Genomic DNA, 25173 nt, shown 5'->3' with positions numbered 1-25173 from the left:
AATTTAATCAAATTGGTTTACTTCACGCAGTACTAATAATTCCATTGGCTTTAGTTCTTCCTCAATATAAAGCCCTAGCTCATTGAATCGTGCATGTATCACATCCGGATTTTCTATCAGTTCTGTCATATTAATTGGAATGCTATAATTCAACAGACTACTTTCCAATGTCAATACTTTATCAAGCTTCGCTCGATGATTTATCAAATTCGTGACATATCGGAGATTACGATTGTCTGCGTCTACGTTTGTTTGCGGTTTAAAATGATCTGTTTTTCTTAAAACATAACAAGCGACAGGTTGCGTTACTATATCTAAGGAGAGTCCATGGATAGTCAACAGAACAGCTTTCAAATTCTTGCGGGCCAAACTTTCCACCATCTGTTCCGGCGTCTCTTTCCCTATAGAAAGAGTATAGCAATAAGTATTGTTATCAAGCCAGGCCTGAAATATTGAGTCTGTTTGATAATTGCCTTCAAAACTAGACCGAGATAAGCCCACAATCTTATCTTTACTTTGCGGTCCCAACTCTATAACCCATCGCTTATCATCAGTGATCCAATCATATTTACTTTCAAAGACAACCTTAATCATATCATTGATGGGCATATTGTATATCCGAAAGTCTGTTTTACTTTTGCTTACATTCCGACTTACATTTGCAGACCTCCTAGTGAACTCAGATTTATACAATGCCTGGCTGTCGTGTGACGAATTATTAGGTAAATTCTTTGACGCCACAGCTCCTTGGTTTCTATCCATTGCAGAGAATATCTTCACAGGCTTTCCAAGAACGAAGTTTTTCAAATTCTCAGCATTTAAGTAGCTCGCAATACTTGTTGTCGCATAAATTTTATTGTCAAGAATGTACACATGATAAGGCAATATATGATGCGGTATATATTTCGATAAGATGGAATTTTCTATCACTGAATAGTTTGGAAAATTTTGCTTCTTTAATGCATTCTTTACCAAAGCCCTTCCCTCGTATGTAACAGGCGTTATCTGCACATCGGATTTAAATTTCTCTTGCATATTTGGCAGCTTATTGAGGGACGCTAGGCAGCTTCCACACCAAGTCGCCCAAAAATCCAGTATAATCAGCTTTTTATCTCGGTAATCGTTCAGCGTTATGGTATCCTTACCTTCAGGGTGATTCACCACTTGCATCGGCATATGCCACAATTCTTCCGGTATCGTGTCCCCTATCTGCAACGGCTTAATATCCGTTTGCCCTTCGGCAGCCCGCGATTCCGCGGACTGCGCCCAGGCGTCAGATAAACTAAACATTGAAACAAATATCAGCAATAGGCCGTAAGCGATAGGCTGTAGGCTTTTTATTTTAAGCATTAGGCGATAGGCAATAAGCCTTAAGCTTCTTACTGTAGATTCGGTATAGCCTCTCGTTGGTTGTACTGCTCCCCTACTCTTAACATACTTTTGATGTACTGGAAAGGTACAAACGTTTAGTAGCTCTTTAGTACTTCTCCAGTACCTCTGTAGTACCTCTTTAGTACCTTTTCGGTACACTAACAGTACACTCTTAGTACACTCCCCGTACACTAATGGCGCATGAACTGTGTCTATTTCATAGCTATCCTTAACCTTCGAAGCCCTATTAAAGAATGGGATAAAAACTAGGTTCTTTCTTCGACTGCGCTTCGGGAACTGTTCGACTCCGCTTCGACTCTCGTTCGAGACTGCTTCGGGACAGCTTCGGGTCTTCTTCGGGTGCGCTTCGACTGTTCTTCGACTACGAGTCGAAGCCCAGTCGAAGGATTGTCGAACAGCGGTCGAACACTTGTCGAACATGTCCCGAAGGAATCCCAACGCATGGCCGAAGAACAGCCGACCATCTGTCGAAGACAAGCCGAACAGGACTTGCCCCTTCGACCTTGCATTCCACTGATGGACGGACAATGCCCCATTGCATAAACTATCCTTATTAGCACAGGCTCTTCCATCGGCCTTTGGATGCGTAGCCGTTAAAGATTCGGGGCGAGTCGACGTTAAAGAATCTAAACTGTTTGATCCGCCAGTTGGCGGAGAGTTTTTAGATTCTAGGAGAATCGTTCCGAATCTAGGCGAGCATTCAACGCCTTTAGTTATGGACACGTGTTTATTTTTGGTGTCCATGAGCTCCCTTCGGTCGGTTTTTGCATACTTTTTCATCAAGGAAAAAGTATAATCCCCTCCCGGCTTGAGGGAGAAAGGAAAATTAGAAATTTCGCCTTGCGCCGGCGATAGAGGCGCAAAGAAACTGTTATTATATCTCACTTTGGAAAGCCCTTTCCAAAAGGCCATAGGCTCCCCATTAGCATAAAATTGCATCATGTTTTAATCGGTTTAATGATTAGTATTGCGTAATGCAATATGCCTATTGCGATATCCCATTACATTAAAAATCGAAAAGACCGACCTCCCCTTTTTGTTGAAAAAAGGAAAATATGACGAAAATCAATTTGCAGGAATGGAAAGGAAAGACTAATTTTAAGGTGCTAAGATAAAAATGCCTTTACTGACCAAAGAAACCCTATGCAATCGATTGTGCATATTTTGTTTTGGAGGTCGGTAACAGACAAGGTAAAAGGTGCTTTTTTTGTCGTGGCGCATTGTGGAGACGTACGTTCACGCCTCGGTTTGTGTGTCCGTTTTTGATATCACAATACCTTTGACCGCACCGCTTACCTGTCTTTAGATCTGGCATATTTTATTCGGGTGATTTAAAGACGTTCTTTAAGGATTGTTTGCGGGAATACGGAAGCGGCACCTTATTGAGGTGGCTTTGAGTAATTGTGCTGTTGGTTAATTTTTTCGTTCTCATAATCGCTTTAATGGTTATGTCAAAACGAGTCTGAGAAAAATAAGGGTATATCTCTCAAAAGAGGAAGACCTCACTATTTTCCACTGCCAACGAGGTACGACCAAGCACCCTGAACACAGTTTCCGATAGGGAGGCCTTCCCCTTCCTTTTGCGAAAATACAAAAAGTATGGGGCATGGCAAACCCTACGTCTCGTGTTCATTGAATTTTGGTCGTTTTCGTTGACGAGACTCAAGCCATTTTAATGGCCATGAGACAAATATACATATAAAATCAATGATTTGAAAATATTTTACCAAAAAATTGAAAACAAAATCTAAATGAGTCATTATACAGCATTAGGAAGATATTTAGTAAGAAACAAAATAAATCAAAAATTTATCGTAGATAATACTGGATTTTCTGCCGAAAAGGTTAGTAATTATTACACTGAAGAAAGTACATTAGTCTATGCAGACGAATTTTACAGGATAATAAAATGTACTCCGCTTGATTTCGATAAATCTTGTGAGGAGATTTTTAAGGGAGATGTCATTACTACTTTTGAAAATAAATGGAGATCAAAATTAGGAACGTTCTTGTTTGAATACATTAGACCGCAGAACTATCTGTCTGAAACTACTGGTATCGATAGTGTTCGGCTAAACAAATTGCTAAAAGAGACAAATAAAAGACCCTACGCAGTAGAATTATACCTTATCGCAAAGGTATTGAAGATAAAACCGAGCGACCTGTTTAAATATTTCTATGGGGATGGAGATAAACCTATTGCTGGGGTATAAGAACAATAAAAAAGCCCTGGATACGACCGAGGCTTGAACTTTGACTTGTTTACGTTTCCCTGAAGAAGGAGGCCTGACCAAGCATAACATTACAAATGGACGAAATAAGAATATAACTAACAAAAAGTTTACACATGTTACAAGATTTTATGTCTTTGAGAGTATGATTACACCTTAAAGACATAAACATTAACATCTGATGTAAAGTATAATGGCAATGAAATTAATTTATTGGAATTCAAAAAAACAATCAGATTTTAAAACAATTGAATGCATTTTGGGAGAGGAAAACCCAGACATTCTTTTTTTGTCCGAATCTAATAAAAACCTCTTTGAAGACAATAAGTTTTACTTAGAACTAATCGATTATGAACACTTTGAAAACCCAGGGTGTCAAAGGGTGATTATTTTAAAAAAAAAGAATTTAAAACTATCACTAGCGATTCAATCGCCTTTTTACACATCGGTTAAATGTCTAGACAATAATATATTTATTATTTCTGTACATTTACCTTCTCAGATGTTTCAACATATGGATGGTCTCAAAAGCCATATTCGTTTATTTAGGCAAGATATCGACAGCTTAATTGGAGACTCCTCTAAAGTTGATATTATTGTTATTGGAGACTTTAATGTGAATCCTTTCGAAAAACCAATGATTGATTTCGATGGATTTGCAGCGTCTAATAGTGTAAACTTGAGAAAAAAGATAACCCATCTTCAAAATACAAAGGAGCTATATTATAATCCTACATGGAAACTGTATCGGGAAAATAGCTTCCCTGGAACAAAATATTTCAGGCGACCATCGGCTTCGGCTTACGACGTACTTGAGCATCACTTTTTAGATCAAGTAGTTGTAAGCTACTCATTAAGTCAGAAAATTATAGAGGAAAAGATAAAAGTTTTAGAAGAAACAACAACGAAAGTTTTTTTTGACAAAATGACTTCTTCTATTCTCGAATCAGACCACTTACCCCTTATTTACGAATTTAAAACATAAAAATATGGAATGGAAAAAATTTAACGAAACCTCGCAAGAATTACCCGATGATATCCTAGAAACCTTCGCAAAGGGTTTTTCTGAAGCAACTGACGGATTAGTGCAACTCAACATAAAGAAACTTGACTCCAATGACAAACTAAAGAACAAGATATTGACCAATCGTTTTCAGTTTAACGTATTTTTGGTCAGTGATTTTCTTGATAACTTTGCCTACAGGCTATTCATTTTTGGATATGACATAGGGATATATCCGGTAACAGTTAGAATGAACGTTGATATCTTTACAGAACTGGAAGAACAAGATGTAGTAAATGAGCAGGACCATAAATATAACAACGAAGAATCATTCAAAACGATAATAGAAAGCATTTTCTGCACGAAAACATTCGAGAATACAGTAACTGGAATTATGAAGATCGCAAACAAGAACAGATTAACGTTTTAATTGAAATAGTATCTTCAGTATGATATGGTTTTAAAACGAATATACCCAAGACTATTTTTCAATAAAAAGTTTTTTGAGAAGATATTTTCAAGCAAGATTTTGAATTCAAGATCGAAAGGCTTAGACAAAATGAGTGCTCGCCATTTTGAAACTATAAAGGTATCGCAATATGAAAAAGTTATTGAGAAATGTCTAAACGGCACTTTTGAATATACTCCATACTTAGAATTATTAAAGGTCAAAAATGCTAAGACCCCTCCCCGGACTATTTCTATAGCATCTGTTCGAGATAGACTTGTATTATATGTTTTAAAGGAAGTCTTAACAGCGAAATTTCCAGAAAGTGTAAATAAAAAACGACCTAATAGATATATTCACGAAATCAAAAAATTTGTTAAGGAAAGTGAAATAGATGTCCATTTTATAAAAGTTGATATTGAGAGATTTTACGACACCATAGACAGGGATATTCTGTATTCCATTTTGGAAGATAGAGGGTTGAATGCAATATTCATGAACCTTATCAAAAAGGCAGTAGAAAACCCCACTCTCCCTCCTAATACAAAAAAGAAAGATCGAGCACATTTTATAAAGAACATCGGCATTCCACAAGGCTTACCGATATCTAATATTTTAGCTCAAATATACCTGTCTACACTAGATCAAGAAATTTCAAAAAGACAATTTCTTTACCTCCGATATGTAGATGATATATTAATATTAAATCAAGGAGCGATAAGCAGTTTTAGAAAGGATAATATCAAAAAATCCCTTACAAAGCTTAAACTCTCTCTAAATGAAGAAAAGACTTCAAGCGGGAAGCTATCAGATGGCGTTACATTTTTATCATACTATATCAACCATTCAACGATTAGTATATCTGAAAAGAACATACAAAGTCATTTAAGAAAAATTGCTGGAAAATTCACTTGGTATAAAAATGGTGAAAAGAATTCGAGCAGAAGAGAGGATTGGTTACAGGATGATAGACGCTTCAAAGAAGTTTTCTTAGAGGATCTAAATGAGATAATAACCGGTAGTAGATCTGGGAGTAAAAACTATGGATGGCTATTCTATTTTTCGGAGATGACAGACTTATCACTTCTTTTTAGAATTGACAAAATCATAGATACATTTTTTCAGGCCTTAGATTCATTTGGAAACAAGCCTCCTATGCAATTAAAAAAACTTGTGAGAACATACTATTCAGTCAAGTACGGAACGAATCAAAACTATATTAATAACTATGACGACTATAACACCGTCAGAAAGAAGAGGAAATATCTAATATATAGAGGGGCAATTGATCCAGATTCAAACAAGTCTGATGTTGAAATCAATTATTTATTTGAAAGGTTCAAAAACAAGAAATTAAAAAACCTCGAGAAAGATTTGGGTTACCAATATATTTCGTAGTTTTGGGAAAAGAGCTACTTCCAGAAATGGGACTTAATATATTTTTGAGTATATTTAAGATAAACTTTTTTATAAAAGCCTAGAATCTCTTACAGAGAAATTATTCGTATTTATCAAAAGTAGCTCTTTTTCTGTTTTTAACTTTGACATTAACAAGGAAAGACATTGGGGCTACTTCTAATCATTTAGGACTTTACCCATGGTAAAGTATATTTAAAATAATCTTTTACAGTTATAGGTCTATTTAGGTAGACAGAATCATCATTTATATTAAGTAGCCCCTTTTTCCGTCTAAGGAATTAGCAACCAACAAAAACCAATTAATGGCGCAATAATAAGTACAGAATAAAACCAATAAATATCAATATAATAAACGCTACGAAACCTCGTAGTCTGCCAATAATTTAATCCAAAATATTTTGAATGCAAAGAGCAAAATTTATTGTAGTCTGATGTTTTGTGGTTATCAAAATTCGCTAACAACTCACCGTATTCTTTGGTTATCTTTTCAACATAATCATACTCACTTATTTCCAAAGGAAAGCCTGACATACCAAAAGTTTTGACTTTTCTGTGTAATTCAGCTATTTTAAGCGCACAGGTATGATGTTGAATGGCGCGAACTTTATAATCATTCGCTACCTCAATCTGACTAAAAAGAAGTACGAGAATGGATATTGCCGTGGATCCAAAGGCTAAAAAATTTGCATCAACTTTATGTGGTTCTAATATATTGTACACAGAAAGTAAGCCAAGAGCGATCAAATAACAGGTCAATATCCCAACCGTTATATTTGAGATTCTGGCTTTCATCATTAATCGAGAATGCGCTGCAAATCGAGCCCCCTTTGTGATCCAAAGGTCATCATCAAGTTTTTTTAGATAGGATTTTTGTTCCATAATTGATTACTAAATTAAGCTAATTTGATCAAGCCATCTCATATTCCGGCTCCTCGTTCCATTCTTGACCAGCAAGGATTCGACCATTAGCTTTCTTACTACGACGGACACCATCACCGCCCCATGTGCCCCATTGCTTGAAGAAGAAAGCCACATCCTGAGCCTGACATTGTTGCTTGACCCTCAAAGCCCATTCGGGTTTCATAGGCCGAGCCTTAGGCCCACTCTCTCCGCCTACGATGACCCAATGAATATTTGTCAAATCCAACTCGCCAAGATCTTCTAATAAAGGCTCTACAGATAAGAAACGAATACGAGCTTCTATGTTTCGAAGGATATCGATACGATGCTTGGCTTTTTGGAACTCGACCGTGACACCGAGCCATACGTTGTCCGGAATCTCGCGGGTCTTGCAATATTCCTCCAAGATTTTCTCACGCTTGGTCAATATCTGATAGGTGTGCCGTGGAGTGGCACGGATCACATCAAATACCCTGTCGAGATACTCAAAAGGCATTTCTTCGTGGAACAGATCACTCATGGAGTTGACAAAAAACTTAGTCGGCTTCTTGATCCGCATGGGCATATCCAATCGCTCCGGCATCAGGGTAAACTCAAAGCCATTTTCATAGCCCGGTGCACCCATCGCTTGCAGACGTCTCGCCATCGTCTCTGCATAGCAATGCTTACATCCTGCCGTAACCTTGTTACAGCCCGTAGAAGGATTCCACGTTGCTTCTGTCCATTCTATTTTTGATGTTTTCATAGCTTTCCCCTCTTTTGCTTTACACTAAGGTATATTTTTGCTTCTTGATTGTTTTTATATGAACTCCACGAAATATAGAAAGCCGATTTTCTGGCCGGCTTACCATTAGGTAAAGTTGCAACTAAAATTCCATCATCCTGCCATTTTTTTAAAATCTGTGTTGTATGGGCTGGCAGATGTCCTTTACGTAATGTAAAAACATAGATTTCTTTGTTGGATCGCTTTTGCTCGAGATATTCTTCTAAGATTTTTTCAAACTTAGAAATATTCGGACTGTTGACGACCTGTGAGAACAAATCAGAAGAAGCTGCATTAAATTTCCATCCTCGCCCATCTTCTGTATCTATCTCCCATTTTGTATCCAACATCCTGTCAAATCCATAAATATGGCTCGTAAAAAAGAACAGACAAAAAAACTGATTCTTATCTCTGCTAATGATAAAAGAATCTACAAAAAAGTCTTTTCCAAGATTCTGTTGGAAAGCATGCTTTAAATTCTCGACAAAATCTAATCCAGTAACGCTCTTGGGCCATTGGTCTCTCGGTACAATATCATTGATAAAATCGTACAAACTCTCAGGAGTACCATTCTCACTGAAACGAAACATAAAATGAGTCGGCAAGAATAATAACACCTCAGACTTCTTGTTACTCAATAAGTCCCTGATTTCACTGAACCGAACATCTTTGTATCCGTAAGGGTCAATGAAAATAAATGCCTTCTCGCTATTGAGAAGTGTTTTCAGCTTTTTCACTACATCGGGACAAATCTCCTTATAGTCCTTATTGCTATATTCTAGTGTGCCTATCTCTGGATAATGGATTTTAGCCTCTTTTATATTCTTTTCTAACGCCTCTATGATTTCAGTATCTTTATCATTGAATATACACTTGTACTGGCTACTTAAATCGACGGTCCGAGCCTTAGAGCGAAAATGCGCTTGCTTCAGTTCCCGCAAAATAATCATTGGACTGCCATGTCCTCCATCTTCATAGATACCAGGGCCACTGAACATATCATAATAGTGAACTGTATTTACGAATGGAGTATTGCTCATAATATTAAAATATTTCTGCAAATATGTCCCCAACAATTTGACCTTGACTTCGGAATGCTCAAAAAGATTATGTTGTGACTTTTTCTTCTTCTTCATATCCCTATTTTTTTGGTTTACACTTGGCTTCATCTACTCCAGTGATGCTCACTTTGATCCTCCAAAATGAGGGTCTCACTAATCATTGCTCAAATATACTAATATTTTTAGTATTATCAAGTATTTATTTTACTTATGATATCATTCGCGATGCTTACGGCAACCTGATTATTGGAGGCTAAAACAAAATGGAACATAATTGATTTATTTTTGTTTCTCAATACGTAAGGCTTGGACACATACTTGAATACTTGATTTAATCTTTTCATATAGGTTGACTCAATGGTCAAGATAGCCTTACTTCGTTTTTGTACTACTACTTCTTCTCCAAACAAAGTCTGAACACGTGTATGGTCGTAAAAATCATGATCAAGCATCTGTCTCGACAAACCATAAAAAGCTTCCAACTTAGCCCACCAAGCTTCTGAAATCTGATGATCTTTTTTCAATAGTCGATTTACGCCGATGCCTGTCGGTACTAACAGCCACATATCAATAGGTAAACCTTCAAGGCAAGCAATAGATTCCCAATCTACTTCCATACCGCATGGATCGATAAAAGCTAATACTTTATGATTTTTCCCTTTCTTAGATTTTAGAAACGCAGCCATATCCTGCAACTTCCTATTGCAATCGTCTTCCACTACAACAACGCCAGCTTTTCTTATTTGATGGAGACTTGCTTGAAGATTTCGTGCTTTTTGTTTGTCAAATTCAACAAAATAACATAGATCAAACATCTTGGGTTCTTTAATGGCTACAATCTTCTTTGCTGCACCTTCAATCACTTTGGAATCAAGCGGGCCATCAATTCTTATTTCTCCCGATCCCGCAAAGCCGTCAAAATACAACAACTTCCAGTAGGGTCTATTCTTCATGATTTCTAGATATGCCTTTGCATAATCTTCGATTATTTTGATTTTCTGATATGTCCAATTCCCTCCGAATTTGTTCATCTAATTGGATAGTAGTTAGTTATTATTTTCCAAGATACAAATAATTTAACCTCTAAAGAAACAATTTATACTCATTTTTTCTCTATGCCTTGGGCTTAAAGTTAGCGCAAGCTGCATTAATAAAGTTACGGGAAACCGTAAGATTAAGGCACACGCTACTATTATTTATCTCTAGATATTTTATATAATCAAATGCATATGATCTGCTCCCCCATCAACACAAATAGATTTATGACTTTTATATCTTGCCGCGTTTGGTTACGCGGCAAGTATTTTAACCAATAGCGAGATAGAGATTATTTGGCTCACCAAAGACTGCATTTGTACTGTCACTAACGAAGCCTCATCGAAAAAAATGCCTAAAGTTTATCTAAATTTATTTTTCTTTCACATTTTTATATAAACTTAAAATCCTAAATAACAACAAGTTAACGATAAATAAACTTCAAATGTTTATCTAAATTTAATTCTATTTCATATTTTCAGATAAACTTAGCACCCAGTATGAGCAGGATTTTTAGGTTGGTTATGTGTAGTTATTTGACATTACTTATTCTCGCTAGAAGCTTTTCACTGGTTTAGCAAGTTTCGTTAATTATGAAATCGATATGAAGAAAGGTCTTTCAATATTTCTGAAAACGGCTTCATTATCGAATATAGAGATAACAAGACGAGTTATTCCAATAAATGAAGAAAAGCTATTCCTCTTTTTGTTATCCTAAACTGCTGTTTGGAACTCTGTGGCACCTCCGGTATAGTCCATTCTATTAACCGATCTTGTCATAGAGCATTGATGTAATATTCAGTTGTCCGGAAATGCTACGCTGCTTTAGAGCAATAGAAAGCTCTTTTCTGGAAAGGCTTGTGTCAGCAATTATATTCAAAACTTTGCTGTATAAAGTTGGACCTGTCGACTCTTGCTGCAACTCCTGCTGTGCTATATACTCCTTACTGATAAACTGCACTTGAAACTGGAGTCCACCACGTTCAAACCACTTAAATTCAATTTCGGGATAAGCTTTCAACTCATCTGCTATCAGCTTTAATCCATTGCCCCACACACCCTCCACGGTTACTTATAAATCCGTTAATTTGTCAAGTTTTTAGAACCAAAAACTTGACATTAATAAATAATATGTATCATTTGCACAATGAGTTTATCAACAATCTCTTTCCAAAGAATCTTACAACGTATGCTTATAAAATAATCGCAGGTTTTGTTTTCACGCAATCGTTTGCTAATTTTATACAAGCTAACAAATGTATTGAACAAAACGGACTTAGGTTATGGCATAAGCACCGCGTAAATATAATAAATATTTAATTTGAAGTCGCAAAATGCGACTTCAAGAGAGATTATAGACCAAGAATCTAAAACCACCAATGGAATCAGTAATCACCGACGTAATCCATATTATAGAAGAAGCCCGCCGAAAAGCATATCAGGCGATCAATACGTCTATGGTAGAGGCTTATTGGCTAGCAGGAAAACGGATTGTTGAAGATGAGTTGGAGGGCGACAAGCGTGCTGAATACGGAAAATCTGCATTGAAAAAGTTATCAAACGCATTGACCGTCAAATTCGGAAAGGGATATTCAACTACCAACATATATGATTTCAAAAAATTCTATACGACTTTTCCTGACGAAAACATTTTCCGCACACTGTGCGGAAAATTGAGTTGGAGCCACAACAGAGCTATCATGAGGGTATTAGACGAAAATGCTCGATTATATTATCTTAGAGAAGCTTCAGAACAAAATTGGGGTGTGAGGCAGTTGGAACGTAATATCAATACGCTGTATTACCAACGTTTAATTTCGTCCCAAAACTCACAGCCAGTAGAAGATGAAATGTTAAAAAAAACGAAGGAACTACAATTGGATAACCGGGACTTCATCCGTAACCCAACCGTATTGGAATTTCTGAACATACCAACAAACTATGCATATACTGAACAGCAACTGGAACAATCGCTGATCGATAATCTGCAGCAGTTCCTTTTAGAGTTAGGTAAAGGCTTTGCTTTTGTCGCGCGGCAAAAATACATCTGTACAGAAACTTCGGATTTCTTTATTGATTTGGTATTTTACAATTATATCTTAAAATGCTTCGTCATCATTGAACTGAAAACGGATAAAATCACACACCAAGATATCGGTCAATTGGACATGTATGTACGCATGTTTGACGATTTGGAACGTAAAGAGGGAGATAACCCAACCATTGGCATATTGCTCTGCACAGAAACAGATCGCACAATAGCAAAGTACTCCGTACTAAACGAAAGCAAACAGCTCTTTGCCAGCAAATACCTTCCCTATCTTCCGACCGAAGAAGAACTTGCTGCAGAAATAGAACGGGAGAAAAATGTATTAAGAGAACAGGGTATTATTTATGGAGAGGAGGAGTGAAAAAAGAAGAGTTAGAAATCATAAGAAGCCAATTCGGCACCTTAAGACATGGCGTCTTAATATTGTCAAGCGTGCTCAATAGCAAGCAAGCTATAGGAGTCAATTATGCGGGTGTTTACTAAACTACGTCAATTCTTAACGGACAATTCACGTATCCAACATGAACTTACTGAAATGCGACTAGCTATTGAAAAACTATCAAAAAAACAAAAAGGACACGACCAGAATATCGAACTGCTCTTTGACTATATCGACCGCTTGCAGGAAAACACAGCCCGCTCCTCTTCGAAAGGTGTGACGGTGGTGAAAGGTTTTAATGTTGGGAGTAAGAAGAAATGAGGAAGTACGAGAAAATAAGCAATATGGGAACGAAGTGGTGAAAATTATCGTGATCGATGCTGAAACAAAGACTGAGGGGAATAAACGGAAGGGGAAGTAAGTCTTGAAATCACAATCTGTGATATCAAACATAAAGAGCCTATGGCTAAAACTGAAAGTAAAATCATCAACAAAGTGATGATCCCGGACGAGGTTGTTATAAACAAGATATATCTTGTTCGAAATCAAAAAGTCATGCTTGATAGTGATCTGGCTGTTATGTAAAGCTTTACATAACAGCAATGACCCAACCCAGAACTAAACGTTCAATTAAACAACGCGTTCACATTCCGTGAACATAGAGAAATTTTGAACAAACTATTCAACGCTGGCTAGGTCCAGGTTTATTATCGCCAGCGCGAATGTGTTTTGTTTTTCACAGAACCGTTTGCTATTTTAGGCTCAAGGATAGTAGCAAATATGACAGAAAGTGTACGCGCGCTTTGGGCTGACGATAACATAAACTGATGAAGAGTAACAAATGAAAAATGAACATTACTGGAGTCTGTCAACGAAAATAGCTTTTCGCTTCTCTTTGATTTTTATTCTCTCTTTTATCGTTATAAAGAATAATGGTGCCTTTCCCTTCTTTAATTATATCAATAAACCTTTGGTGCTCTTGACGTATCAGTTTACGCCTTGGTTCTCGAGGAATATATTACATTATGATTATGACTATTCGATCTTTACAAACGGTAGCGGTGACACTTCTTACGATTGGATAACTTTGCTTATCTTTTTCCTATATGCTATAATCGGTACTATAATTTGGTCTATTCTAGACAGCAAACGAAAGAGTTATTATACATGCTATTATTGGCTAACAACGTTTATCCGATATTACGTTGCTTTCATGTTGATAAACTATGGGGTCACTAAGCTTATTCATGCGCAGATGCCTCCTCCAGGTCTAGAAAGATTGATGCAACCTCTAGGTGAATTTTCCCCCATGGGACTAGCTTGGACTTACTTTGGATATTCGAAGGGATACAGCATTTTTATAGGGCTGGCTGAAATATTAGCGGGGTTTCTTCTATTCCGGAAAACGGTGGTATTGGGAACCTTGATAACGATAGCAGTTAGTATTAACATCATGACAGTAAATTATTTCTTCGATGTTCCTGTCAAAATGATGTCTACGGCACTGCTGATATTATCTTTGTTTTTGCTTTTACCGCATATTAAACCATTATTTAACCTCCTCATATTGGGTAGGCCTGCTCAACTGCGCGTCGTTACCAGACCCAAATTTGGCAAACCTTGGATAAACAAAATGCTTATTGCAATAAAAATAGTTGTTATAAGTGTTTTCGTAATACAACAAATTTTTGGACTTCTCAATAGACAGAAGTTCATCGATCATTATTTAAAAAAGTCACCGTTATATGGAATATACCTTATTGAAAACAAAGATGATACGCACATAACCATTCCGAAAGATTGGGCCTCTATCGTTTTTGAATATGAGGGGTATGCAACTGCCAGAGACCGATATTACAACAAGAAAAAACTAACTCCCGTGATCAATATCAACGCGCAGACAGTATCGTTGAACAACTATACCTTCGATTATTCCATCCTGGATAATGGGGATATTATTCTCAAGAAAACATTGGATGATCGAACGGAAGAAATCAAATTGATTAAACAGAACCCACAGGAGTTTGAATTAATGAAACGTGAATTTAACTGGATACAAGAGTATCCATATAATCGATGATGTATATAAGAAGGGTGCAAAACCCCTAATTACTCATTCACCTGCTACTTTTTTATAACTACAGACAATAGGAAGATGGCGATGTCTTAAAAGTCTAACAAATTTAAACACTTCTACCTATCTGTTGTTATTCTGATAAACAAAAGCATATAAATATCAGATTTAAAACATAAAAAATGAGCGATACAATTCTAAAAAAGGAACATGAACTGGGGCTTGGAGGGGTGGCGATTGGAACGGCTTTTGAAAATATTACCGACGATCAGGCACAGAAAATTTTACAGGAAGCTTGGGATTTGGGTATCCGACATTATGATACTTCTCCGTGGTACGGACTTACAAAAAGTGAAAGGAGATTTGGCGAATTTCTGAAAAGTAAAAATCGGGAAGATTTTGTCTTTTCGACCAAAGTAGGCCGTTTATTTACACCTGTTCCGGAATCGGAGGTGCCGGTAACGATGTGGAAAAACCCCTTGGACTTCGATTTCAAACATATTTACACCGCCGATGGGGTGAAAAAGTCCATTGAAGACAGTTTGGAACGAACAGGACTTGATCATATCGACATTGTCTATATTCATGATTTATCAGAAGATCAGGTGGGTGACCGATACGGTGATTTTATGAAACAAGCGAAAGAAGGAGCTTTTAAAGTGTTATCCAAACTTCGTAATGAGGGGGTAATCAAAGCTTGGGGAATGGGCGTGAATAAGATTGAGCCCATCTTAGATTGTATAGAAGCGGCCGATCCGGACATTTGCCTTTCAGCTACACAATATTCCATATTAGAGCATGAGGACGCTGTGGACCGATTGCTCCCTGTCGTCAAAAAAGCGGGTGTGAAATTGGTTTCGGGAGCGGGCTATAATTCGGGATTTATTGCAGGTAGAGATCGCTATAATTACAAGGATGTTATCCCAAAGGGAATGACCGAAAAACGGGATAAAATCGCAGAGATTGCCAAAAAATACAATACGGACATCATTACTGCAGCGATGCAATTTGTATTGGCAGCTGATGAGTTTGTCGCGATAATTCCGGGTGCAAGTTCTACAGAACAGATTCATAGCAATGTAAAAGCATGGAAAGCGGAAATACCGGCTGATTTTTGGAAAGAGCTGAAATCAGAAGGTCTTATTTATGAAAAAGCACAGACTCCGACTTAGTCATGGCAGCTATGATCTTATAAAACAATAGATAATCTTTGTTCTTATCTCCTGCTTTTGCTTTAAAGAGAAAGTGATTTTTCGATCGTGTCGTAGTCAAAATGAAAGTCGGCCTGTTTTATTTTTTCATTATTAATCCTTGAGCCTTCTAACAGCATCACCGACATTTCTCCAAACAATAATTTTATCAGAAACTTTGGTGCATTGGGCAGGAAACTTGTTTTGCCAAATGACCGGAGCAAGGCATTAGAAAAATCATTCATTGTAACATGTTCAGTAGAAACAGCATTGAAGATGCCTCCTATTTCATTGGTCTCTAAAATAAATTGATATAAACACATTAGATCCCGGATATCCATCCACGGTATATACTGCTTACCGCTTCCCAAAGATACATTGATTCCCCACTTAGCCAAAGGTGCTAACTGCTGGTACATACCTCCCTTCTTTCCAAGGATAACGCCCTTTCTTAAAATAACTGTTCTTCGGGCCAAGCTCTCAAATTGCATAGCTGATTCTTCCCACTTTTCACAAACAGAGGCTAAAAAACCATTTCCACTAGCATCCTCTTCCGCAAATATCTCATTGGAAGTGATTGTTCCGTAATAACCAACTGCAGACGAGGAAATAAAAGTATCGATGTTCAACCCTATTGTCTTAACGTACCTGAAAAGTAGGTCTATTGCCTTTGTCCGACTTTCAATAATCTCAACTTTTCTTTTGTCTGTCCAACGCTTTTCCGTAATGTTCGCACCTGTTAGATTAATGATCGTTGTAACGCCATCAAAGGCTTTCTCATCAATAAAACCATCTTTGATATTCCATATATAATATTGAAGATCTTTTGTGTTATTGGTTTTTCTGCTCCGTGTTAAAACATGTACAGGATATCCACAATTTATAAGATGTTCTATCAATGCTTTTCCGACAAAACCTGTTCCTCCGGCAATTAATATCTTTTTCATTATTGACCCTCCTTTAGAAAATATAATGACCGATGCGTTCCATTTCTCCGATCAATGTGTTTTTCATTGCTTTACAAGCAATGGTTTACTACCCTATATGTGCTAAATAGAACTGTTAACACAGATAGTAAAGTTATAAAAAGTAAACCGCTAACAGATGTTAGGCAACGAAGAATTGACCATTTCTATCATTAGTGTTCAATGAAATGTTCACTAAGGATTCTCTATATGAGATAGTATGGGTTTACTTTTAATTTCTCCCATCGATTGAAAGTCCCGAAGAAAGAGTGTTATAGCATGGGATTATGTAAAGCCGAACTTTATCAGAGATTATAAAACGACATTAGATGCAAAAAACTTATTGGAATAGTAGGCTAATCCAACATATCTAACTGTTTTTTCTTTACGCCACAATTTTCACTAATTCATTAGGTTATCCACCATAGTATAGTATCAATTTTGATAAATAAAATTATTATCGTAATATTGCGATATATAAAATTGTAGAATGGGACTTACTAAATCAGAAATATTCACGGAGGAGCAAAACAAGCTAGCAACACTGTTTAAGATTTTGGCGCATCCGGCAAGAATTGCCATACTTCAATATATCATAGGCCAAAGGTCATGTATCTGCAATGATTTAGTAGAGGAACTTGGATTGGCACAGGCAACCATTTCACAGCACTTAAAAGAATTGAAAAGTATTGGTATAATTCAAGGAACGATTGAGGGAAAATCAGTTTGTTACTGCATTGATGAAAAGGTCTGGAAAAAAATTCAATCAGATTTTAATATATTCTTCAATCAGGAAGTAAAGGTTAACAAATGTTGTTAGCTCTATTTTTTTATTATTTAACATCGTAATATTACAATGTTTTATTCAGTAAATCATCTAAAATTTAAAAAACAATGAAACTATCAAACATCAAAGAAATCCTACCAACATTGGATAATGTAGAATTTCAGTTAGAGAATGGAACACTTGTACCTGAACATTTCCACGTTACGGAAATAGGTGTTATTGTCAAACACTTTATTGATTGTGGAGGAACTGTCAGAAATGAAAAGGTCGTTAATTTCCAATTATGGAATGCTAACGATTTTGAACATCGATTAAAGCCGACCAAACTATTGAACATCATTAACCTATCCGAAGAAAAATTAGGCATAGAGGATGCTGAGATAGAAGTGGAATATCAAAGTGAAACGATTGGCAAATATGATTTGGAATTCAACGGAAACCATTTTGTTTTGAAGAATAAACAAACCGCTTGCTTAGCAAACGATGCCTGCGGTATTCCTGCTGAAAAGCAAAAGGTAAAATTATCTGAGTTGAACAGGGCTTGCTGTACACCCAATTCGGGTTGTTGCTAAATTGAAAAACCAGTATAATTAACTGGGTATAATGCTTATTGGAATTTACAGAGTATAATATGTAAACTGTATACTTCATAAACTAAAAAAGCCTCGCAGATGCGAAGCTTTTATTTTAGTAGAGGGGAGTTGCGGAAAGTCTAACCTCATAGAAGATTATGAAACGATTTTAGATGCAAAAAGCTTATTTGAATAATAAAGCATAAAATAACCTATTCTAATATACAGAACAAGCATTCTTGGTTCTGCAATTTTTCAATAATTTCTTAAATCATCAACCATTGTAAGGCATTATTCATTTTGATATTCAAGAGTATTATCGTAATATTGCGATTATAAAATGTTGCAACATGGGACTTACAAAGTCAGAAATATTTACAGATGAACAGAACAGACTGGCTTCTTTGTTTAAAGTTTTGGGACATCCTGCAAGGGTTGCCATTCTTCAATATATCATCAATCAGAAAGCCTGTATCTGTAACGATCTGGTCGATGAATTGGGATTGGCACAGGCTACCATTTCACAGCACTTAAAAGAGTTAAAGAGCATAGGTATCATTCAAGGAACAATCGAGGGTAAATCCGTGTGCTATTGCATTGATGAAAAACTGTGGAAACAAATCCAAGAGGAATTTAATACGTTCTTCAATCAAGAGGTAAAAGTAGCCAGTTGCTGTTCATAAATTTTTTTGACTTTTAAAAAAGCTAACATATTCATCAATCAGCGGTTCTGGGGAAATAATGCATGAAGTCCGAACCGGTTGGGCAATGGTATTAGGCAATTTTTTTCCTGCTTATAATGGTGGCTTGTGGTCCATTGATAGAAAAATCATGAATAATAAAAAATGAAGTTTTTCGATTTTAATATCGCAATTAGTTGTTTATAAGTTCTAAATGATGACAGCAAAAAAAATCCAAGTGAAAGACAAACTGGAGCATCAAAGACTTATAAAAGTAGTGGCTTTTGATCTTTCAAAAAACGTTACTAAACCCCACAAACACAATGGTTATCTTGAATTGGTTTTTCTTTCGTCCACGGTAGGCCGACACTATATCGATGGAAGAGAAATAATAATCAGGACCCCATGTTTGTTGGTGATTAGAAAGGATAATGTACACCATTGGGAATTGGCTAATCCTGTAAAGGGGTTCGTTCTTTTACTGAAGGATCGATTTGTTGACCAAAGTTTAGATTTTGAGATCAATAGATTGGTAGATGAAATCGGCCGGTTCGATACAATATATTTTAAAGAGGCTAAAACTATTGAAAATTTATTAGAACTCTTAGCCGTTGAAGAAAATAAGATTTGTCAGGAAGGTTTATTCAAAGTGATTTTGGCCAAGACCTTGGAATATACGACGGATTCAAGAAAAAGTAAATCAACTCAAGATAACATTTACGTGAAGTTCTGCGCACTGTTAAATGAGAACCCAAGAGTTATAAATCATGTGGCTCACTATGCTTCGATGTTAAATACGAGTCCACAGAACCTGAACGCTGCTTGCAAAAAAAATGTCAATTTAACAGCCTCGGAAGTATTGGCAGGATACATCATTAAAGAAGCTAAAAGATTACTCTTCTACACAACCAACTCCATATCAGAAGTCGCATTTGAATTAGGTTTTTCGGATAAATCAAATTTCTCTAAATATTTTAAACGGTATACAGGTATTACTCCGACGCAATTTAAGAAGCGAGAACCCTAAAACTCTTTTTCTCCAAATTCACTCTTCGGTAATTTTAAGATCTGATTTAACTTATAAAGATTAAAACTCAAATTAACTAACAATACATTCTTTTCATAAATATAGTTTGTCGTCGTATAGAAATCATTCGAGAATGTTGTGATCCGTTGCTCATTTACTCCCCAATCACCAAGTTCGATAAACTGCCACTGTAGCTGAGCTGTAATTGCCCCTTTTAAGAAAGCCTTACTTAAATTAAAATGAGGAGTCAAAAATCTGGAATCCATACCTTGTACCGTTGGTCTTTCTGAAAGGTAGTTTACCTGCAACCCGGTACTCCAGTTTTTTGTAAAATCCGCTTGGATACCGGCATTGATGGAGTAGACCCAATCCCGATTTGTTCTCGCTTCAGGATAATCCAATACTTGTCCTGAAATTTTATAATTATATAAGTTAAAACCGCCATTGACTTTCAACCAAGACAACGCTTTGCTTTCCCCACCTAATTCAATTCCATAACGGGACGCATGATCCGCATTGGTGAAAACACGGCGAAGGATGGTATCAGCATAAACAGAATTTACACGTTGAATCGGGTTTTTGATATGCTGGTAGTAGACATTCAAAAAGATACTGCTCTTCTTTAATTTCTTTACCAATCCTGTTTCTGCATTGGTGGTAAATTCGGGCAACAGTTCTGGATCTCCTTGTTCAAGGGTTTCGGAATGTTCGCGTTCAGGAATGGGGTTAAGTTCAAAGTTGTTGTTTCGCTGAACTCTCCTTGCTGTCGATAATTTCCATGACCAACCAGAGCCTAGATCATGCATTAAATTGAAGGTAGGATATAGTTGATGAATGGAATATGGGTATTTCTGGTTGGTATTTAACAAAAGTAAATCACGTTGATAATATTCGTAACGTAGACCTAATGAAAGCTGTGTATTCGTGAAGTTACGATCGTATTGCGTAAAAAACGCATGAACGGTATTGGTTGCATTCAATTTTCCTGTAAACTCTGGAATCAATTCAAGGTTATTTGCTCCATTTTCTGAGGCAAAGTATTCAAAGTTGCCTTTCTGCTTATCGTTTCTTAGTTGATACCCCGTTAATAAATCTGCATTTTCTAATGTCCAGCTATGCTGTAAAGAAAGCCTTAGCCCTTGCAACGGATTGGTATATGCGTTATACGTCCATTGTACCGTGTCGGTTCCATTTTCGATATTTCCATTTTTGGTAGAGCCATAGATGTCAGCATATTCGTAAATTGCACCGAATTGTAGGGAATGAGCAGTATTGATTTTGTATTGATAGGAGAAATCCAATAGATAAAACTTCCCTTGTTTATTTTGGAGATTGGGGTTAAAGTAGTTTGTCTTGGATATTTCTTGATCTGTCGATGGCCTAATCGTTCTATTGGTATAGTGGATATCGGCAACCCTGTCCTGAAACCTTCGGGATGCCAATACCCCTAAATTCACCGAATGCTTATCGGATATCTCATAAGCACTATTTAATCTGATGCCAAAGTTATATTTATCAAAGCTTCTTTCACCTTTAGAGGGGAAGAAGGTTTGCCGGTCTCCGATAACTGTATTGACATCTCCATCTCGAAATCCTGCATTGTCATTCCTTAAGTAGTTCGCTGAACCATTTAGTTCCAATTTGTCTTTCCTGTATTGGAAAGCGAGGTCTCCACCAAAACGCTTTTGGGTTTCGCTGTTATTATAATCGTCAATACTTGGTAGTCCACCCTGAAGGTTAAGTGTCCACGCAAATCCGTTGGTTGCAGATTTTTTAGTTTTTAAATTGATGATGCCACCTTTTCCATCAGGATCAAATTGGGCGGTAGGGCTAGTTATATATTCCACCTCTGCAACATCATTAGCCATTATTTGGTTTAAGATAGTCGCAGGATCGAGCAATGATGGTTTTCCATTTATTAATACGATGACACCGGTATTGCCCCGTACACTGATATTTCCGATAGCATCGACGGAGGCAGAAGGCAGGTTCTTAACAATATCCAACGCTGTTCCGCCAACGGCATTTTTATACTGACTGGCTTGATAGGTTTGCCTGTCACTACTATGTTTCTGTCCAGCCATACCGGCTGTAACTGTAACTTGTTCTAAATTATTATTGGCGAGAGAGATAAGGATATTTCCGAGATTAATTGTCTTTTGGTTTCTGATCTCTATTGCCAGTCTCTTTTGATTATAACCTATGAATTTAACAGTTAGGTTATATTTCCCGCTTTGTAGATTTGAAAAATTAAAATTACCAGAAGAATCTGTTATCATTCCATCGACAACTTTATTGTTAGCATCCAATAAACCAACACTGGCATATGCAATTGCTGTTGTCGAAAGGGAGTCTTTAACAATACCAGAAAGCTCTGAGTTTTGTGCCAATACCACTTGAAGAGGTAGTAAGAAGCTGAGCACAATGAAAAATCTATTCATGAGATTTAGTTTTTTGCAAAAGTAGGAAAGAATGGTAAAGGACAGGGTTGTATTTCAAATTATACCATTGTTTTTTCAAATAAACCTCTTTTGCTTATATTCTAATTCATTAAATAGCATTCTTGCGATAAATTTAAGAAAGGTTTTTCTATTTTAAATTTAATATCGTAATATTGCGATATTGATGCGGCGAAATAGGATATAATTCCATTGCATTTAAAAGAGCTAAAGGTAAACGTAATCAGTACTGTTTATAATATTTTTTGACCCTCATCATCGTAATATTGCAATATATGATTTAATATAAACTTTCAAATTTTACTTTTATGAAACTATCAAAAATCAAAGAAGTTCTGCCAATATTGGAGAATGTAGAATTTCAACTAGAGAACGGAACATTTGTTCCCGAACATTTCCATGTTACGGAAGTAGGACAGATTACCAAACATTTTATTGATTGTGGTGGTGTAGTCCGTACAGAGAAAGCAGTAAACTTCCAATTGTGCGATGCCAACGATTATGAACATAGATTAAAGCCGACCAAGCTATTGAACATTATCAAACTCTCCGAAGAAAAATTGGGTATTGAGGATGCCGAAATAGAGGTAGAATATCAAAACGAAACGATTGGAAAATTTGACCTGGATTTTGACGGCAAGCATTTCATCTTAAAGAATAAACGGACGGCTTGCCTGGCAAACGATGCCTGTGGTATTCCTGAGGAAAAACAAAAAGTAAAATTATCGGAACTGAACAGCACGTGCTGTACACCTGATTCGGGATGTTGCTAAATACACTAAAGACCAATCGCAATGTATAAGATTTTAACTGCAACCATAAAGGGAATTATCGACGTCCAAACCATAAGCGAGGAACGTAAAACCATACTGCAACCGCTGATAGATTCTGTACAGCAGAAAGCAAGCCGGGGAGAGGATATAAACCTCAATTTCATCTGTACCCATAATTCACGCAGAAGCCATTTAGCACAGGTATGGGCGCAGGTCGCAAGTGCGTATTTCAATATTCCGAACGTACATTGTTATTCGGGTGGTACGGAAGAAACGGCACTATTCCCGAAAGTGGCGGAGACATTGACCAATCAAGGTTTTACTATTTTCAAGACTGTGGAAACCGATAATCCTGTATATGCCATAAAATACGAGGATAATGCCTTGCCAATCATCGGGTTTTCCAAAAAATACGATAGCCCTTTCAATCCTGCATCGGCATTTGTCGCCATTATGACCTGTTCGCAGGCAGATGGCGGATGCCCGTTCATAGCCGGAGCGGAAAAGAGAATACCTATCACATATGAAGATCCTAAGATTTCGGACGGTTCACCCGAGCAGGCACAGGTGTATACAGAAAGAAGTTTACAGATAGCAACAGAAATGTTCTATGTTTTTTCAATGATTAAGAGTTAGCCGATGCAACCCAAACTAAAATTTCTTGACCGTTACCTTACCTTATGGATATTTCTTGCCATGGCGACAGGCGTAGGCTTGGGATATTTCTTTCCGAACATTTCCAATACTATGGATGCCTTATCCGTAGGTACGACCAATATTCCTTTGGCAATAGGGCTTATATTGATGATGTATCCTCCGTTGGCCAAGGTGGATTATTCATTGTTGCCCAAAGCTCTTAAAGACACCAAAGTAATCGGCATATCTTTATTGCTGAATTGGGTTGTCGGTACCGTACTGATGTTCGGTTTAGCCGTTCTGTTCCTACGGAACGAACCCGATTATATGACAGGCCTGATACTGATTGGTTTGGCAAGATGTATCGCAATGGTCATCGTATGGAGTGATCTGGCAAAAGGGAACAGGGAATACACGGCATTATTGGTCGCACTGAACAGTATCTTTCAGATAATAACGTACAGCTTCTTTGTTTGGCTGTTCATCAACGTATTGCCCAACAAATTAGGCTTAGCCGATTTCAACGTAAGCGTATCCATGAAAGATGTAACCGAAAGTGTGTTGGTATATTTGGGTATTCCTTTTTTCGCAGGTTTTTTAAGCCGTTATACGCTTGTAAAGTCAAAAGGTATAGAATGGTATAATAGAAAATTCATACCCAAGATATCGCCCATTACACTGTATGCTTTACTGTTTACTATCGTGTTAATGTTCAGCCTGAAGGGCGATAAAATATTGGAACTGCCCATGGATGTCGTAAAAGTAGCTGTACCGTTAATCATCTATTTTGTACTGATGTTTTTCGTGAGTTTCTTTATCAATAAATCGTTGGGTGTCCCTTACGACAAAAATGCATCTATCGCCTTTACCGCTACAGGGAACAATTTTGAGTTGGCAATAGCCGTATCTATCGCCGTATTTGGCATCCACTCACCACAGGCATTTGTGGGGGTTATCGGCCCACTTGTCGAAGTGCCAATATTGATACTTTTGGTGAGAGCGAGCTTGTGGCTGAAAAATAAATATTATGGACAATGACACGCTATCACGATACTGGACCAATTATGCTGCCAAGCACCTTTGTTGAAAAACAATTCATTTTTTCAAGATTTGGATTGTTCAGAGAAAAAGGATAAACTGTGGGAAAGTAAAATTTCTAATTTGGGTGATACTCTAAAACGAAAAAAAGTTGGTGTTCAGCGGTATCGCTTTAAACCAACTTTTATTGTTTCCTGTAGCGGGGAGCAGGATCGAACTGCCGTCCGCCGCGGCGGATAGGAATCCTGCGCTAATGAGGCAACCCTCTCACAAAGTCACGGCCAGTTCCCG

General features: G+C 37.0%; 23 protein-coding genes. 15 read left to right on the top strand and 8 right to left on the bottom strand.

Annotated features, from left to right (window positions below):
• Window positions 1-3: 3 nt before the first annotated feature.
• On the bottom strand, window positions 4-2334 hold the full coding sequence (locus BM375_RS15845) for a redoxin family protein (RefSeq protein WP_093367493.1): 2331 nt from the start codon (window positions 2332-2334) through the stop codon (window positions 4-6).
• Window positions 2335-3143: 809 nt separating this feature from the next.
• Between BM375_RS15845 and BM375_RS15840 the strand changes: the two genes are divergently transcribed.
• From BM375_RS15840 to BM375_RS15825, 4 genes are all read left to right on the top strand, one after another.
• Complete coding sequence (locus BM375_RS15840) at window positions 3144-3605, top strand: helix-turn-helix domain-containing protein (RefSeq protein WP_093367491.1); 462 nt, start codon at window positions 3144-3146, stop codon at window positions 3603-3605.
• A 211-nt stretch (window positions 3606-3816) separates the two neighbouring features.
• A complete protein-coding gene (locus BM375_RS15835; RefSeq protein ID WP_093367490.1) occupies window positions 3817-4608 on the top strand; it encodes an endonuclease/exonuclease/phosphatase family protein in 792 nt (263 codons plus the stop codon).
• 4 nt (window positions 4609-4612) lie between these two features.
• Window positions 4613-5056 carry a hypothetical protein gene (locus BM375_RS15830; protein ID WP_093367488.1) on the top strand — a complete coding sequence of 148 codons (444 nt, stop codon included), beginning with the start codon at window positions 4613-4615 and terminating at the stop codon, window positions 5054-5056.
• A 24-nt stretch (window positions 5057-5080) separates the two neighbouring features.
• Complete coding sequence (locus tag BM375_RS15825; RefSeq protein ID WP_093367487.1) at window positions 5081-6472, top strand: reverse transcriptase/maturase family protein; 1392 nt, start codon at window positions 5081-5083, stop codon at window positions 6470-6472.
• Window positions 6473-6763: 291 nt separating this feature from the next.
• Here the strand turns inward: BM375_RS15825 and BM375_RS15820 are convergent, their stop codons facing one another.
• From BM375_RS15820 to BM375_RS15800, 5 genes are all read right to left on the bottom strand, one after another.
• The gene (locus tag BM375_RS15820; protein WP_093367485.1) at window positions 6764-7372 is read right to left on the bottom strand and encodes an SLATT domain-containing protein; all 609 of its coding nucleotides are present in this window, start codon (window positions 7370-7372) and stop codon (window positions 6764-6766) included.
• Window positions 7373-7400: 28 nt separating this feature from the next.
• Window positions 7401-8138: a DUF5131 family protein gene (locus tag BM375_RS15815; RefSeq protein WP_093367484.1), complete on the bottom strand. Its 738-nt coding sequence runs from the start codon at window positions 8136-8138 to the stop codon at window positions 7401-7403.
• Entirely contained in the window at window positions 8135-9292 is a 1158-nt protein-coding gene (tcmP, locus tag BM375_RS15810) for a three-Cys-motif partner protein TcmP (protein ID WP_170852693.1), read from the bottom strand. The genes BM375_RS15815 and tcmP (BM375_RS15810) overlap by 4 nt, the downstream gene beginning before the upstream one ends.
• Before the next feature lie 116 nt (window positions 9293-9408).
• Window positions 9409-10248, bottom strand: a complete 840-nt coding sequence (gene tcmP, locus BM375_RS15805; RefSeq protein WP_093367481.1) for a three-Cys-motif partner protein TcmP — start codon at window positions 10246-10248, stop codon at window positions 9409-9411.
• A gap of 767 nt (window positions 10249-11015) precedes the next feature.
• Complete coding sequence (locus BM375_RS15800) at window positions 11016-11318, bottom strand: hypothetical protein (RefSeq protein ID WP_093367479.1); 303 nt, start codon at window positions 11316-11318, stop codon at window positions 11016-11018.
• Between the two features lie 313 nt (window positions 11319-11631).
• On the opposite strand from BM375_RS15800, the gene BM375_RS15790 reads away from it, so the two are divergent.
• From BM375_RS15790 to BM375_RS15780, 4 genes are all read left to right on the top strand, one after another.
• Window positions 11632-12663 (top strand): PDDEXK nuclease domain-containing protein, encoded by a 1032-nt coding sequence (locus BM375_RS15790; RefSeq protein WP_093367476.1) that lies wholly within the window; start codon window positions 11632-11634, stop codon window positions 12661-12663.
• Between the two features lie 105 nt (window positions 12664-12768).
• Window positions 12769-13002, top strand: coding sequence for a hypothetical protein (locus BM375_RS17060; protein WP_139227625.1), 234 nt, complete (start codon window positions 12769-12771; stop codon window positions 13000-13002).
• A gap of 520 nt (window positions 13003-13522) precedes the next feature.
• On the top strand, window positions 13523-14761 hold the full coding sequence (locus BM375_RS15785) for a hypothetical protein (protein WP_093367475.1): 1239 nt from the start codon (window positions 13523-13525) through the stop codon (window positions 14759-14761).
• Window positions 14762-14937: 176 nt separating this feature from the next.
• On the top strand, window positions 14938-15927 hold the full coding sequence (locus tag BM375_RS15780; protein WP_093367473.1) for an aldo/keto reductase: 990 nt from the start codon (window positions 14938-14940) through the stop codon (window positions 15925-15927).
• A gap of 62 nt (window positions 15928-15989) precedes the next feature.
• Here BM375_RS15780 and BM375_RS15775 read toward each other — a convergent pair whose 3' ends face one another.
• Window positions 15990-16892, bottom strand: a complete 903-nt coding sequence (locus tag BM375_RS15775; protein WP_093367472.1) for a TIGR01777 family oxidoreductase — start codon at window positions 16890-16892, stop codon at window positions 15990-15992.
• Between the two features lie 508 nt (window positions 16893-17400).
• Between BM375_RS15775 and BM375_RS15770 the strand changes: the two genes are divergently transcribed.
• The 4 genes from BM375_RS15770 (at window position 17401) to BM375_RS15755 (ending at window position 19976) form a co-directional block, all read left to right on the top strand.
• On the top strand, window positions 17401-17730 hold the full coding sequence (locus BM375_RS15770) for an ArsR/SmtB family transcription factor (RefSeq protein WP_093367470.1): 330 nt from the start codon (window positions 17401-17403) through the stop codon (window positions 17728-17730).
• 74 nt (window positions 17731-17804) lie between these two features.
• Entirely contained in the window at window positions 17805-18269 is a 465-nt protein-coding gene (locus BM375_RS15765; RefSeq protein WP_093367468.1) for a DUF6428 family protein, read from the top strand.
• 350 nt (window positions 18270-18619) lie between these two features.
• A complete protein-coding gene (locus tag BM375_RS15760; RefSeq protein WP_093367467.1) occupies window positions 18620-18952 on the top strand; it encodes an ArsR/SmtB family transcription factor in 333 nt (110 codons plus the stop codon).
• Window positions 18953-19163: 211 nt separating this feature from the next.
• Complete coding sequence (locus BM375_RS15755) at window positions 19164-19976, top strand: AraC family transcriptional regulator (protein ID WP_093367465.1); 813 nt, start codon at window positions 19164-19166, stop codon at window positions 19974-19976.
• Here the strand turns inward: BM375_RS15755 and BM375_RS15750 are convergent.
• Window positions 19973-22417, bottom strand: a complete 2445-nt coding sequence (locus tag BM375_RS15750; protein ID WP_093367464.1) for a TonB-dependent receptor — start codon at window positions 22415-22417, stop codon at window positions 19973-19975. The two genes, BM375_RS15755 and BM375_RS15750, sit on opposite strands and share 4 nt — an antisense overlap.
• A gap of 326 nt (window positions 22418-22743) precedes the next feature.
• On the opposite strand from BM375_RS15750, the gene BM375_RS15745 reads away from it, so the two are divergent.
• From BM375_RS15745 to arsB, 3 genes are read left to right on the top strand one after another with little or no spacing between them, the layout of a single operon-like run.
• A complete protein-coding gene (locus tag BM375_RS15745) occupies window positions 22744-23208 on the top strand; it encodes a DUF6428 family protein (protein WP_093367462.1) in 465 nt (154 codons plus the stop codon).
• Between the two features lie 21 nt (window positions 23209-23229).
• A complete protein-coding gene (locus BM375_RS15740; RefSeq protein ID WP_093367461.1) occupies window positions 23230-23844 on the top strand; it encodes an arsenate-mycothiol transferase ArsC in 615 nt (204 codons plus the stop codon).
• A 3-nt stretch (window positions 23845-23847) separates the two neighbouring features.
• On the top strand, window positions 23848-24882 hold the full coding sequence (gene arsB / locus BM375_RS15735; RefSeq protein ID WP_093367459.1) for an ACR3 family arsenite efflux transporter: 1035 nt from the start codon (window positions 23848-23850) through the stop codon (window positions 24880-24882).
• Window positions 24883-25173: the final 291 nt, after the last annotated feature.

The organism is Sphingobacterium wenxiniae (genome assembly GCF_900116225.1).
Lineage (GTDB): Bacteria > Bacteroidota > Bacteroidia > Sphingobacteriales > Sphingobacteriaceae > Sphingobacterium > Sphingobacterium wenxiniae.
Note: the sequence above shows the minus strand (reverse complement) of the source record. Positions and strands in the feature narration are given on the sequence as shown.

Excerpts from the sequence above, each read along its gene's own strand:
- BM375_RS15750 (WP_093367464.1), bottom strand. The coding sequence starts at position 22,417 with ATGAATAGATTTTTCATTGTGCTCAGCTTCTTACTACCTCTTCAAGTG.
- tcmP (WP_170852693.1), bottom strand. The coding sequence starts at position 9,292 with ATGAAGAAGAAGAAAAAGTCACAACATAATCTTTTTGAGCATTCCGAA.
- BM375_RS15775 (WP_093367472.1), bottom strand. The coding sequence starts at position 16,892 with ATGAAAAAGATATTAATTGCCGGAGGAACAGGTTTTGTCGGAAAAGCA.
- arsB (WP_093367459.1), top strand. The coding sequence starts at position 23,848 with ATGCAACCCAAACTAAAATTTCTTGACCGTTACCTTACCTTATGGATA.
- BM375_RS15820 (WP_093367485.1), bottom strand. The coding sequence starts at position 7,372 with ATGGAACAAAAATCCTATCTAAAAAAACTTGATGATGACCTTTGGATC.
- BM375_RS15760 (WP_093367467.1), top strand. The coding sequence starts at position 18,620 with ATGGGACTTACAAAGTCAGAAATATTTACAGATGAACAGAACAGACTG.
- BM375_RS15835 (WP_093367490.1), top strand. The coding sequence starts at position 3,817 with ATGGCAATGAAATTAATTTATTGGAATTCAAAAAAACAATCAGATTTT.
- BM375_RS15755 (WP_093367465.1), top strand. The coding sequence starts at position 19,164 with ATGATGACAGCAAAAAAAATCCAAGTGAAAGACAAACTGGAGCATCAA.
- BM375_RS15840 (WP_093367491.1), top strand. The coding sequence starts at position 3,144 with ATGAGTCATTATACAGCATTAGGAAGATATTTAGTAAGAAACAAAATA.
- BM375_RS15765 (WP_093367468.1), top strand. The coding sequence starts at position 17,805 with ATGAAACTATCAAACATCAAAGAAATCCTACCAACATTGGATAATGTA.
- BM375_RS15825 (WP_093367487.1), top strand. The coding sequence starts at position 5,081 with ATGGTTTTAAAACGAATATACCCAAGACTATTTTTCAATAAAAAGTTT.
- tcmP (WP_093367481.1), bottom strand. The coding sequence starts at position 10,248 with ATGAACAAATTCGGAGGGAATTGGACATATCAGAAAATCAAAATAATC.
- BM375_RS15770 (WP_093367470.1), top strand. The coding sequence starts at position 17,401 with ATGGGACTTACTAAATCAGAAATATTCACGGAGGAGCAAAACAAGCTA.
- BM375_RS15745 (WP_093367462.1), top strand. The coding sequence starts at position 22,744 with ATGAAACTATCAAAAATCAAAGAAGTTCTGCCAATATTGGAGAATGTA.
- BM375_RS17060 (WP_139227625.1), top strand. The coding sequence starts at position 12,769 with ATGCGGGTGTTTACTAAACTACGTCAATTCTTAACGGACAATTCACGT.
- BM375_RS15830 (WP_093367488.1), top strand. The coding sequence starts at position 4,613 with ATGGAATGGAAAAAATTTAACGAAACCTCGCAAGAATTACCCGATGAT.
- BM375_RS15780 (WP_093367473.1), top strand. The coding sequence starts at position 14,938 with ATGAGCGATACAATTCTAAAAAAGGAACATGAACTGGGGCTTGGAGGG.
- BM375_RS15845 (WP_093367493.1), bottom strand. The coding sequence starts at position 2,334 with ATGATGCAATTTTATGCTAATGGGGAGCCTATGGCCTTTTGGAAAGGG.
- BM375_RS15790 (WP_093367476.1), top strand. The coding sequence starts at position 11,632 with ATGGAATCAGTAATCACCGACGTAATCCATATTATAGAAGAAGCCCGC.
- BM375_RS15785 (WP_093367475.1), top strand. The coding sequence starts at position 13,523 with ATGAAAAATGAACATTACTGGAGTCTGTCAACGAAAATAGCTTTTCGC.
- BM375_RS15740 (WP_093367461.1), top strand. The coding sequence starts at position 23,230 with ATGTATAAGATTTTAACTGCAACCATAAAGGGAATTATCGACGTCCAA.
- BM375_RS15815 (WP_093367484.1), bottom strand. The coding sequence starts at position 8,138 with ATGAAAACATCAAAAATAGAATGGACAGAAGCAACGTGGAATCCTTCT.